This window comes from Paracoccus aestuariivivens, from assembly GCF_009711225.1.
Taxonomy (GTDB): Bacteria; Pseudomonadota; Alphaproteobacteria; order Rhodobacterales; family Rhodobacteraceae; genus Paracoccus; species Paracoccus aestuariivivens.
In genome coordinates, this window is the sequence record NZ_WMIE01000001.1 from 467,194 (window position 1) to 479,531 (window position 12,338).

Sequence of the window (12,338 nt, forward strand, 5' to 3'; positions counted from 1 at the left end):
ACTCGATCACAGCAGGAAGTCGCTCTGCGTGAAGGTCAGCCTGTCGTCAAAATGGATAGAAAAGTCGGTGCGCCCGTCGCCATTCACATCGGCTTGAACAAGGCTTTGCCCGTTCACGTTCACAAAGCGCAATTCTCCGGCCTCGCCCGAGAATGCCGCGTTCCCGATGAACGAGAAGGCCTGATTGCCTGCCGTCGCGGTATTCGCATCGATCTGGGAAAGATCGATCCGGTCCGCGCCCTTGGTGAAGTCCCAAATCGAGTCGCGACCGGCCAGCGATGCCGTCGAGTCGCGCAGCGAGGTGAAGACAAAGACGTCTCTGCCCTCACCCCCCCTGAGGATATCGGCACCCGCGCCGCCGATCAGCCGGTCATTGCCGACACCGCCGAACAACCTGTCATCGCCCGCGCCGCCATTCAGGACATCGTTCCCCGCGTAGCCCATCAGGACGTTCGCGCCGGAATTGCCGGTCAGGGCGTTCGCCACAGCATTCCCGGTGGCATTGACTGCGGCCGTGCCGGTCAGGATCAGGTTCTCGACATTCGCACCAAGGGTATGGCTGATGGTCGAGCGGACGGTATCCACACCCTGGCCGGAAAGCTCGATAACCCGGTCGCTTGCATGATCGACGTAATAGGTGTCGTTGCCGACACCGCCGCTCATCTGGTCAATGCCCGTGCCACCGTTCAGCGAGTCGTTCCCAGCACCGCCGATCAGCGTGTCGTTGCCCGCAGCGCCATTCAGCGCGTTCGCACCCGCCGTGCCGGTGATCCGGTTCGCGCTGGCATTACCGTTGCCATTCAACGCGCCGCCCTGCAGCTCCAGGTTCTCGACATTCGCGGAAAGCGCATGACTGACGGTTGCGCGGACGGTGTCGGCACCTGCATTCGCGGCCTCGATGATCCGGTCGCCCAGATTATCCACAAAATACAGATCGTTGCCGATGCCGCCCTGCATCGCGTCCGCCCCAAGGCCGCCATTCAGACTGTCGTTTCCGGCCCCGCCGATCAGCGTGTCATTGCCCGCCGCACCGTTCAGTACGTTCGCACCCGCATTGCCGGTGATACGGTTGGCCAAAACGTTGCCGGTGCCGGACAGCGCAGCCGTACCATACAATTCAAGGTTCTCGACATTCGCCGCAAGCACGTGGGTGACGGTCGAGCGCACCGTGTCGGTGCCCTGACCGGCAAGCTCGGTCACGCGATCACTTGCGTCGTAGATGGCATAGACATCATTGCCCGCACCGCCCTGCATCACGTCGGTCCCGATTCCGCCGTTCAGCGTGTCGTTACCAGCGCCACCGATCAGCGTATCATTGCCAGCCGCGCCGATCAGCGTGTTCGCGCCCACGTTGCCGGTGATCCGGTTGGCCAGCACGTTGCCGGTACCACCAATTGCCGCCGAGCCCAGCAGTTCAAGGTTCTCGACATTGCCCGCCAGCGTGTAAGTGACGGTCGAGCGCACTGTGTCGGTGCCCTGACCGGCTAGCTCAACAACCAGATCCCCCGTATGATCGACGATATAGATGTCATTGCCGATCCCACCGCGCAGAGTGTCGGCACCTGCGCCGCCATTCAGCGTATCGCCCTCGGGTGTGCCATTCAGAAGGTCGGCAGCGGCGGTTCCGGTGATTACCCTACCCAGCACGTCGGTAACGCCAACGGTGAAGTTCTGCGTCACGACGCCTCCGCGCCCGTCCGAGACTTGAACCGAAATCTGGTGCGACCTTGCCGTTTCATAGTCCAGCGCGCCATTCACCACCAGACGGGTCTGCCCGTTCTGCGTGACCAGCGCAAAACGGCCACCGGCATTGTTCGTCAGGCTGTAGGTCAGCGCATCGCCATCGACATCGGTCGCCGACAGAATGCCGACAACGGTACCATTAGCCGAATTCTCGGCGATCCCGGTTGCGGACAGGCTGACGGTCGCGGGAGCGGTATTCGCAACCGGATCATCGACGGAAATCGTGATTTGCTTGTCGAATTCATTGCCCGCGCCATCGGTGACGCGAATGGTCAGCACATAGTTGTCATGCGAGAGCGGTGCCGTTCCGGTGACACGGATTTCGCTACCGACGATGCGGAAACGACCATCTGCGTCGTCGATCAGCGCGAAGCTATGCGTGTCGGAAACCTCACGATCGGTAGCGGTCAGGCTGCCGACGACCGTGCCAGCAACCGCGCTGCCGATAACATCGGCGTTGGACAGCGCCACATCGGTCGGCGTGTAATTGGCGCGGTGGTTGATGAAATCATATGTCAGGTTATCGAAGCGGAGCAGTTCGATATTGGTCAGCGTATCGGTGCCGGTGCCATCCGCGCGACTGTCGGTGATGACCAGAGGTGCGCCACCCATACCACCGGTAAAGGAGTAGTTGCCGGAGGGACCGCCGAACACGCCGTCGAAGACCGCGACATCCGTGCCTTCTCCGCCATTCAGCAGGTCGTTGCCGCCTGCACCCTCGATCGTGTCGTTGAAGCGGCTGCCAACATAGATGTCATTCCCGGCCGAGCCGATGAAATGCTGGCGGTATTCGTCCAGCGCGTCGGCATAGGCATCCAGCCGCGCCTGCGAACCCGCCGAGCCGTACATATGGGCGATGACGAAGTTGTGGACCGCGCCATTCGCTTCGATCAGGGCTTCCTCGGCAGGGGTCGCCGGGCGCCCGTTTGCAAATTCCAGCCCGCTGATACGCAGTTCCGTATCGCCACCAACGAACGCGCCGCTTGCGTCATAGCTGCCGGTGCCGCGCGTACCATATTCGATTGTGCCGATTTCACCAGCAACCGTGTGGGTGCCGAAATAATATTCCAGCGCCCCGCGCGCCAGGATGTAGGACGACGAAGCATCGCTGCCATAGGCCAGCATTGCCTCGGTTCCGCTGAAATTCGTGCCATTGTCAAAGACCGGCATGCCGCCGCCCGATACGCCTTGCAGGAAACCACCGCGAATGAACGCCTCTAGATCCATGCCCGCGCTTGCGCCCGATGCGTCGATGGTGATGACCGGCGGTTCGGTCACGTTGACGGTCAATGCCTGTTGGTAGGTATTGCCCGCGCTATCAGTGACCCGGACCTCGATGTCGTAGGTGCCATCGGTCAGAGGCGCGGCAACTCGCACTTCGCCGTTCTCGATCACGAAGCGGTCATCAGCGCTGTTCACCAATTCATAGGTGTAGCTGTCGCTGGTTTCGCGATCCGTCACCGAAATCGCGCCAACCGTCGCGCCGACAGCCGCAGTCTCGGCAATGCTGGCATTGCTCAGCGCCAATCCGGTGGGGGTGAAGTTGGCGCGATGGTTCACGAGATCGTAGGTCAGGTTGTCGAATTGCAGGATCTCGACATTCGTCAGCGTATCCGTGCCCGTTCCCCCGCTTGGGTCGGTGATGACCAATGGCGCCCCGCCCACGCCTCCGGTGAAGGTATAACCTCCCGGACCGCCGAAATTGCCCTCCAGCACAAGCGTATCGGTGCCGGTGCCGCCGTCGATCGTGTCATTGCCTGCGCCCGACTGGATCAGATCATCGCCCGCGCCGCCATTGATGATGTCCGCTCCCGCGCCACCGTCCAGCGTATCGTTTCCAGCACCCCCGTCGATCGTGTCGTTCTGAGCGGTGCCGGTGAAGCTGTCAGCATGGGTCGAACCGATGAAGTTCTGGGCATAACCTGAAAGGAGATCATAAACAGCATCCGCGTCACCCGTAGACGCTGCGCCATGCATATCCATGACCGGATTGGAAACCGTTTCCGACGATGCCCCCGTTCCGGGCGCGACATCGATGTCCAGTCCGTTAATGACCAACTGCGTGTCAAGACCGGCGATGCGACCTGCCGCACCCGTGCCTGCGGTCGCCGTGGTCTGCCCCTCGACCCAGTTGCCAAAGGTCAGGCCGTCAAGCTGACCTGACAGCGCATGCGGATAGCTGGTGCCATAGCGGATCCAGTCATAGGCGAGACTGCTGCCCTCGAGGACGAAAACCCCCTGCGACCCAGGGAAGGTGTAGGCTACCTGAGAGCCGCTGACGGCCTGAGGCTGGCCGAAAAACGGCGTGGTTTCACCGCCGTAAAAGCTGAATGAGCCCGTGCCCGAGACATAATCGCCAATAAACGTTGCCCAATCGATGCCCGCAGTTGCGGTCGAGGCGTCAATCGTAATGCCGCTCCCGGGTGCTGCGGCTGCCGCCGCTGCAATCGGAGCGAGGTTCGGTTCGGTGCTCACGTCGAGAATCTCCCTACGCCCCTCGGGGCCGGATTTGGATCAGTGTTGTTCAGGAATTCGAATGGTGCAGCGCGCAAGCGGTCATGCCGTGGCAACGAGGGGCGGCATCACTGTGCCCCACCCGGCTGTCAATCATGTCTTGAAGCGATCCATGCTTCATAGGCCCCTATCACACGAAGCGGATGGCCTTACGGCCGTCATTTTGCGCTGGGTGAGCTGACCCTGATCCAAAGCCGATTGGCTGCGATCAGGGGCCGAAGCCTGCCTATGACGTAGGGAATGCCAATGTTAATAAATTCAGTCAAGTATGACTTTTGCCGACTAGAGGCTTTGGATCGTGATTTACGTTAGTTGGACGCCCAGAGGCGTGATTCAGAGGAATCTCTGACCCGACTTTGTTTATCCCGGCTTCATCCGATGCTTCAATAATCGAAAAAACCGAAACGACGGCATCCGGTAAGGGCCGGAAACTGCCGGTGCTGGACGATCTGGTTCTGACGTACCTTGTTTGCCGTCTCGACCGCAATCGCTGCGGGTCCGACAATATTTTATTATGTGATGCATTGGCGACCCTGAATAGCAAAGCCGATCCGCATTAAAATTTCCGGCCCGAAATGCGGTGAATATTTGCGCCCAGAATTCCCCTCCGAACCCGAGGGAAATCCCTCACAATCAGGATCCGTCAGTCATGATGAATGGTCGCTACGGATAATACTAATTTCTTGCCATGCGGCAGGACTCCAAATCGGAATGGGAACAAGCGGCGGGTCAACGCCCCGAGTAAAACAAAACAAGCCCTTGATCCCGCAAACGCCCGCGAAACGGGAACTGGGAGATGTCTAGTTCTGGGTTGGTCTGAGCGTGTCGATGATCTGCTTTCTGGGGGCCATCGGCATCGTGGCGTCGACGTAACCAACGGTACTCGACTTGGGACATACTATCACAGGTTCAGATGCAAGACCCGATGGCCCGGCGGCTTGCCGAGCCGTTCCGTAACAGGATTCCTCTTTCTTTCCCTCCGGCCTTTCTCGAACCTTATCGAATTCAGCCTATTTACATGACCGAGCCTGACCGCGAGCGTCCCGATCATGGGGCACTCGAAAGCCCGTTGCCGGCAGGACGTAGCTGCGCCATGCCTTTACGGTCGCTTTAACGAACGCTGCCGCAGCCTGGTGATAAACTGAGCGACCGGTATGGGCCGGCGAGCTTAAGGCGGTAGAAAGGCGGAGGGACCGCGCGGCTTGTCCGCTTCAGCAACTCCGTGAGTTCGTACCCGAATGCGGAGCAGGTCTCATACATAGCTGCACAGGTTGCCTCGGCTTGAGCGTGGCACTGCTTGCGCTCCGTGTCCTGTGTGAATTTCTCATCCCGGTAAGGTACCCGAAAGACGCGACGATTATAGCGGGCTGCCTTGGCCGTTGCGACCACATGGGGCGGCACGGGTGGGCCGCAAAGGCTCAGGCAGCCCACGATGACTGGAATGCCGCGGTCGAAGATTACGGGACCTGATAGCGCCTGTGCGGCGCTGTAGGGTTGAAGATCACGCTCGAGCATCCAGTCGGCGTAGGCCATGCGATTGATCCAGGGAAATCGTCTCCGCCGCGCGCCATCTCCTCGCTGATGATCGCGCGGCCAGATTCGGGGATTGCGTGAAAGCCGCAGCGGGCGAGTTCGGTGATCAGCCTGGTCGTGCCCCACCGGGGCCGCTCGTCATGCCGAGGAAATGGTCGCTCATGGGCCCTACTCGGTTTTGACAGGTGGGAGAGCTGCGAAGCGATCAACGCGCCGAAAAGCGCGGATCAAAACAGAATAAATTTTTGTAGGGGAAAACAGCACCTGTCTGCGCGGCAGAGGCAAATCCTCTGACGAGAAAGGCAGAACTATCTGCCTCTTATCATCGGGAAAATGGTCGGAGCGAGAGGATTCGAACCTCCGACCCCCTGCTCCCGAAGCAGGTGCGCTACCAGGCTGCGCTACGCTCCGACCGTGAGGCGGCAGGTATCCCGTCGCTGTAGGGAATGCAAGGGGGGACGTGCGTTTTTTCGTTTCTTGGTCATTCGCGGCGCAGTAAACGGCGCAGAAGATTAGCGCGAGGGGCCGTCACGGTTTCGCTGCGCAGCCTTGCCTCGGTCACGGGACGCATCAGCGAGGGGCCCGCGCGCTCGCGCATCAGGATGAACAGGCCCGAGCCGATGATCAAGGACGCGCCCAGCAATGTCATGGAATCGGGATGCTCGTCGAAGAAAAGCCAGCCATAGGTGATGGCCCACAGCATTTGCGAATATTGCATCGGTGCGACATTGGCGGCCTCGCCCGCCTGATAGGCCTGAATCAGCAGAAAACCGGCGATCAGCCCAAGCACCGCGATCAGCGCGGTCAGGGCAAGGTCCCCCCCTGCCATCGGGCGATATGCTAGGCCGAGCGACATGCCGGTCAGGATGAAGTTCCCGATGATCGGCCACAGGATCAGGATCACCGTTCGCTCGGACCGACCCAGCCTGCGGATCGACACGGCTGCCATCGCGCTCGAACAAGCCGCCAGCAGTGCGGCCATATGCCCCATGCCCAGATCGACATATCCCGGCCTTAGCACGACCAACACGCCCAGAAGGCCAATCGCGACAGCTATCCAGCGCTGGGGACCGACGCGCTCGCCTAGGACCGGAACCGAAAGCATGGTGATGAACAGGGGCGAGGCGAACAGGATCGAATAGACCTGCGCAAGCGGAAGCACCGAGAAGGCGTAAAACCCGCATATCCCCGAATTGATGATGCAGAGCGAGCGCAGGCCGACCCAGAACGGCGAGCGCGGCCGCAACGTGCCATGCGTGGGATCGCGCAAAAGCAGGATGGCGATGGGTGGAAAGGAAAACAGGGCCGAGAAGAACAGGATCTGCAGCGCAGGATAGCCCTCGCCCAGCAGCTTGATGATCACGTCATGGGTCGAATAGATCCCCATGGACAGCAGCGCCAGAAGCGCGCCTTTCAAATTCCCCGGCATGCCCCCTCCGCAAGCCCCAGAAAAGACAGCGCCCGCCGGTAAGGGCGGGCGCTTGGTGGCTTAGAGCGCGGACAGGGCTTCGACGATCTTGTCGCCCATCTGCGAGGTGGTGACCGGCGTGCCGCCCTCGGGGCCCATCAGATCGCCGGTGCGGACGCCGTCGGCCAGAACCTTCTCGACCGCGGCCTCCAGCAGGTCGGCCTCGGCACCCAGATCGTAGCTGTAGCGCAGCGCCATTGCGAAGCTGAGGATACAGGCGATCGGGTTCGCCTTGCCCTGCCCTGCGATATCCGGGGCGGAACCGTGGACCGGCTCATACATGGCTTTCGGACGGCCATTCGCCATCGGCGCGCCAAGGCTGGCCGAGGGCAGCATGCCGAGGCTGCCGGTCAGCATCGCGGCGGCGTCCGACAGGATGTCGCCGAACAGGTTGTCGGTCACGATCACGTCGAACTGGTTCGGGCGGCGCACCAACTGCATCGCGCCGTTATCGGCATACATATGGGACAGCTCGACCTCGGGGTATTCGTTGTCGTGGACCCACTGAACTTCCTCGCGCCACAGGATGCCCGATTCCATGACGTTGGCTTTTTCCATCGAGCAGACGCGGTTACCGCGTTTCTTGGCCAGCTCGAAGGCCGCGCGCGCGACGCGACGGATCTCGCCCGAAGTGTAGCGCTGGGTGTTGATACCGACGCGGCCACCCTCGTTCTGCGGGTTGTTGTCGTCGGAATGGATGCCGCGCGGCTCGCCGAAATAGACGCCCGAGGTCAGTTCCCGCACGATCAAGATGTCCAGACCCGCGACGATCTCACGCTTCAGCGAAGAAAAATCGGCCAGCGCGTCGAAGCATTGCGCCGGGCGCAGGTTCGCGAACAGGTCCATTTCCTTGCGCAGACGCAGCAACCCGCGCTCGGGCTTCACCGAGAAATCGAGGTTGTCATAGGCGGGGCCACCGACCGCGCCCAGCAGGACCGCGTCGACTTCTTGGGCTTTAGCCATGGTCTCATCGGCCAGCGGCACGCCGTGCTTGTCATAGGCGGCGCCGCCGACCAGATCCTCGCTGACGTCGAACTGGATGCCTTTGTTCGTCTGGAACCAGTCGATGACCTTGCGGACCTCGGTCATGACTTCGGGACCGATGCCGTCACCGGGCAGGATCAGAAGGGAATGGGTGGTCATCGCAGGGCATCCTCTCGTGCAACTCGACGTTCGGAAATCCGCGTAACGGGGCGGCTCGGCCCCGTCAAGTTCACGGCGAATTGGGTTGCGCCCAAGGAGTGGTTGGGGCGGGATGGCCAGGCAATCGGAATGAGGGGGCAACCCATGCATGCACTCACGGCTTTGGCCGGGGCGCTGGCCGTCATGGCCGGCACAGCTTTGGCCGACGGGGGCGTTACCGTCCAGCTACCTGACGTCTCGGAACTGAGTACCGACGAGGCAAAAGCACTGATCGCCGAACTGGCGAATGTGAATGTCATCACCTCGAACTGTCCGGGATTCGAGATCAGCAATGGCGAATGGACGCTCATCACCGGAACGGGTGACAAGCTGGCCGCGAAACTGGGGTTGGATGCCACAGCCTATGACCGGAACTATTATGGCCCCGCCTTCAAGCTGCTGGACGATCCCGGCGCCTGCGACCGTATCGGCCCGACCGCCAAGCCGTTGATTCAAAGGCTGGTAGAGATGGGGGGCGGCACGACGCCCCTGACGCAATCGCAGTAACCCTGCGCGTCTTGGCAAGCAGCGCCTTGCCCGCGCACCGCCCAGACTTTAGCCTGCGCGCATGACGGCTGATCCGACCTACCGGGGATTCGCGCTCGACGCGGAGACGGCGCTGGCTCTCCTGCAATGGCAGGCCGAGCTGGGCGCGGATGAGCCATGTCTGGACGAACCCATGGATCGCTACGACCTGCCCGACAGGATCGTGACGCCCCCCTCGCCCGCTGTGGCGGCTTCTGTCTCGCCACCGCGCGATCAGGGCAAGGATCTGGTCGCGCAGGCCGAGTCGCTTTCTGCCGCCGCGACCACGCTTTCCGCCTTGGCCGACGCTCAGGAATCTTTCGAAGCCATCGAGTTACGCAAGGGCGCGCGGAATTTCTGCTTTGCCGATGGCCGCGTGGGCGCAAGGATCATGGTGATCGGAGAGACCCCTGACGAAGAAGACGATCTGCAAGGCCGCCCGTTCACCGGACGCAGCGGAGAAATGCTGGACCGGATGTTCGCGGCCATCGGGCTTGCACGCGACTCGGTCGATGCCGAGACGGGGCTTTACGTCACCAATGTCCTGCCGTGGCGGCCGCCGGGAAACCGGATGGCCGAACCGGAGGAAATCGCGCTGATGCTGCCCTTCCTGAAGCGCCATATCGAATTGGCGCAGCCCGAAATCCTTGTCCTGATGGGCAACACACCCTGCATCGCGGCCCTGAACCAGCAAGGCATCCTCAGGCTACGCGGCGGATGGACGACGGCCTTTGGCCTGCCCGCCCTGCCGATGACGCACCCTTCCTATCTGTTGCGCACACCGCTGGCAAAACGCGAGGCCTGGGCCGATCTTTTGTCAATCGCGGCAAAGCTTGGCTAATCCAGAACCGGATTGCAGCCCTCGAACTCGATTGCTTTATCCGGCCCGATCAGGGTCAGCCGAACCCGAGCCGCATCCAGCGCAAACGGCTTGCCGGTTTCGTCGATGAACTCGGCCGTCGCCCGCAGCGTCTCGCCATGATGAGCCAGCTCCGGCTGCGAGACCCAGACCTGATCGTCGTCAAGCTCCATCGCGACTTCGGGCGCGTCACGATTGTCGAACTCGGCCGTGACCCGCATGCCGTCCTTGATTTCCTCGACCCGACAATCCGGCTTGTCCGCAGACAGGTCGGGAAGTTGCGCAAGCGCGGCCTCGATCCGGGGATCGGGCAGGTCTTGCGGCGGCGGTGCGGTCAGACTGACCTGAACCGGCACGCAGATATCGTCGCATAGCCCGAAATCGACCACCGCTTTCAGATCGGTCGGCGCATCTGCCGTCCGGGGCGCGATCTCGATCGGCAAGATCAGCGTGTCGTGATAGCCCAAAGTCCGCTCGCCCCCCGATTCAATCGCCTCGGGACGAGGCCATAGCAGTTTCACGGCGCCGATGTTCTGCGACCCCTGCCAGTCGAAATGCGGCGGTACACCCGCATCACCGGGGCTGCGCCAATATGTCTTCCAGCCGGGCTCCAGCCGCAGCGCAAAAGCCGTCATCCGGCGTCCTTCGGGGGTGACCCAACCCGGAAGAAGCTCGGCGGAAACCAATCCGGGCGGTTGCTCGGAATCAGCGGGGACAGAGATATTCAAACCTTCCTGCGCGATGGCGGGAAGTGCTGAAACCAAAAGGAAAGCAAACCATTTCATGGCTGCATTCTTAGGTGGCTTGGGGGCATCGGGTGAAGTCACATTCACGGGAAATTAGCGCTTTCCCTTGCGAAACCGGCGATCAGCGCCGATCTTTACAGGAAAGAAAAGGAGCAGCCGTTGGACAGTTCCGCCAACCTGACAGGCAAGATGCTGATCGCCATGCCCGGCATGCGCGATCCCAGATTCGAACATTCCGTCATCCTGATCTGCGCCCATTCCGACGATGGCGCGATGGGGCTGGTCGTGAACCGCCCCATGCCCGAGGTGGGATTCTCGGACCTGCTGGGCCAACTTGGGATCGACACCAGCGACGACACCACCGACATTCCGGTGCGTTTTGGCGGTCCGGTCGAGCCGGGGCGCGGCTTTGTCGTGCATCGTGTCACCGAGGGGGACGAACTGGACGAAACCCGGATGCGGATAGACGGCGACCTTGCGATGTCCACCACACGCGACATCCTCGAGGATTTCGCCCATGGCCGTGGTCCGCAGCCCGCGATGCTGGCACTGGGTTACGCCGGCTGGGGACCGGGCCAGCTGGATTCCGAGATTCTGGACAATGGCTGGCTGACCCGCGACCGTTTGGACGAGTTGATCTTCGGTCAGGACAATTCCGGCAAATGGCGCGCGGCGCTACAGGGCATGGGAATCGACCCTCTGGCCCTGTCCCCAAGCGCCGGACGCGCCTAACGCGGAGCCGCCGCGCGGCGCAGGCGGTCGTTGATCGCCGCGCCAAGACCGGTTTCGGGCACGGTTGCGACTGCGATGGGCCGTCCCGTCGCATCGGCCTGACGCAGCAGATCGAACAGGTTCGACGCCGCCTCGGCCAGATCGCCCGAGGCGCTTAGCGTCAACTCGCCCGCCACCTCACCAAAGCCGATCATCACCTCACCTGGCGCGACGCTCGTGGCGTTCAGCCGCAGGCTGGCGCGGGGGGCGTAGTGGCTGGTCAATTGGCCCGGCGCATTGGGGGCGTCGGGATTGATCGCCGGACGGGTCAAAGGCTGTCCCAGCACCGCTTCGATCTGCTCGGCGGAAACTCCGCCGGGGCGCAGCAAGGCGGGCCGTCCATCCACCCAGCCGATGATCGTCGATTCGACGCCGACCGGACAGTTGCCCGCATCCAGCACCGCTGGAATGCGCCCGCCAAGACCGGTTTCGGTATCTGCCACATGCGCGGCGGCCGTCGGACTGATCCGCCCGGACGGATTGGCCGAAGGTGCCGCCAGCGGTCCACCGAAACGCTCGAGCAGCGCATGTGCAACCGGATGGGCCGGAACCCGCAGCGCCACGGTATCCAGTCCCGCCGTCACCAGCGACGCAATTCCCGCATCCTCGCGCAAAGGCAGCACCATGGTCAGCGCTCCGGGCCAGAACGCCGCCGCCAATGCCCGCGCGGCATCGTCGAAATGGGCCACTTTCTCGGCCGCGACACGGTCGGGCAGATGTACGATCAGCGGGTTGAAGCTGGGTCTGCCCTTGGCCTCGTAGATGCGGGCGACGGCAGTTGCGTTTCTTGCATCGCCCGCCAGACCGTAGACGGTCTCGGTAGGCATGGCGACGACATCGCCCTGCGACAACCAGTCACAGGCGATGGCAAGACCTTGATCATCCGTTGAAAGCAGTCGGGTGTGCATTTGTTACGTCGGGTTGTGGTTGATGGCTTACGAGCCGCACATATGATCGACCCCAGGGGATCAGTTATGCGCCTAATCGGCATTTGCCA

The 12,338-nt window shown here is 62.0% G+C and carries 9 protein-coding genes and 1 tRNA gene; 3 read left to right on the forward strand and 7 right to left on the reverse strand.

Going from position 1 to position 12,338, the window contains the following annotated elements; translation table 11 throughout:
- Window positions 1-6 precede the first annotated feature (6 nt).
- The 5 genes from GL286_RS02370 to leuB form a co-directional block, all read right to left on the reverse strand.
- Window positions 7-4,218 carry a cadherin domain-containing protein gene (locus GL286_RS02370; RefSeq protein WP_155093935.1) on the reverse strand — a complete coding sequence of 1,404 codons (4,212 nt, stop codon included), beginning with the start codon at window positions 4,216-4,218 and terminating at the stop codon, window positions 7-9.
- A gap of 1,149 nt (window positions 4,219-5,367) precedes the next feature.
- Entirely contained in the window at window positions 5,368-5,790 is a 423-nt protein-coding gene (locus GL286_RS02375; RefSeq protein WP_343038816.1) for an AAA family ATPase, read from the reverse strand.
- A 334-nt stretch (window positions 5,791-6,124) separates the two neighbouring features.
- Window positions 6,125-6,201: transfer RNA gene (locus GL286_RS02380), tRNA-Pro, on the reverse strand.
- 70 nt (window positions 6,202-6,271) lie between these two features.
- Entirely contained in the window at window positions 6,272-7,219 is a 948-nt protein-coding gene (locus GL286_RS02385; RefSeq protein WP_155093936.1) for a DMT family transporter, read from the reverse strand.
- 60 nt (window positions 7,220-7,279) lie between these two features.
- Complete coding sequence (leuB, locus tag GL286_RS02390; RefSeq protein ID WP_155093937.1) at window positions 7,280-8,401, reverse strand: 3-isopropylmalate dehydrogenase; 1,122 nt, start codon at window positions 8,399-8,401, stop codon at window positions 7,280-7,282.
- A 144-nt stretch (window positions 8,402-8,545) separates the two neighbouring features.
- On the opposite strand from leuB, the gene GL286_RS02395 reads away from it, so the two are divergent.
- Window positions 8,546-8,947, forward strand: a complete 402-nt coding sequence (locus GL286_RS02395; RefSeq protein WP_155093938.1) for a hypothetical protein — start codon at window positions 8,546-8,548, stop codon at window positions 8,945-8,947.
- A 61-nt stretch (window positions 8,948-9,008) separates the two neighbouring features.
- A complete protein-coding gene (locus GL286_RS02400; protein WP_155093939.1) occupies window positions 9,009-9,806 on the forward strand; it encodes a uracil-DNA glycosylase in 798 nt (265 codons plus the stop codon).
- On the opposite strand, the gene GL286_RS02405 is transcribed toward GL286_RS02400, so the two are convergent.
- The gene (locus GL286_RS02405) at window positions 9,803-10,609 is read right to left on the reverse strand and encodes a protein-disulfide reductase DsbD domain-containing protein (RefSeq protein WP_155093940.1); all 807 of its coding nucleotides are present in this window, start codon (window positions 10,607-10,609) and stop codon (window positions 9,803-9,805) included. The two genes, GL286_RS02400 and GL286_RS02405, sit on opposite strands and share 4 nt — an antisense overlap.
- Window positions 10,610-10,729: 120 nt before the next feature.
- On the opposite strand from GL286_RS02405, the gene GL286_RS02410 reads away from it, so the two are divergent.
- The gene (locus tag GL286_RS02410; protein WP_155093941.1) at window positions 10,730-11,302 is read left to right on the forward strand and encodes a YqgE/AlgH family protein; all 573 of its coding nucleotides are present in this window, start codon (window positions 10,730-10,732) and stop codon (window positions 11,300-11,302) included.
- Here GL286_RS02410 and GL286_RS02415 read toward each other — a convergent pair.
- Window positions 11,299-12,249, reverse strand: coding sequence for an L-threonylcarbamoyladenylate synthase (locus tag GL286_RS02415; RefSeq protein ID WP_155093942.1), 951 nt, complete (start codon window positions 12,247-12,249; stop codon window positions 11,299-11,301). The genes GL286_RS02410 and GL286_RS02415 overlap by 4 nt on opposite strands.
- Window positions 12,250-12,338 lie beyond the last annotated feature (89 nt).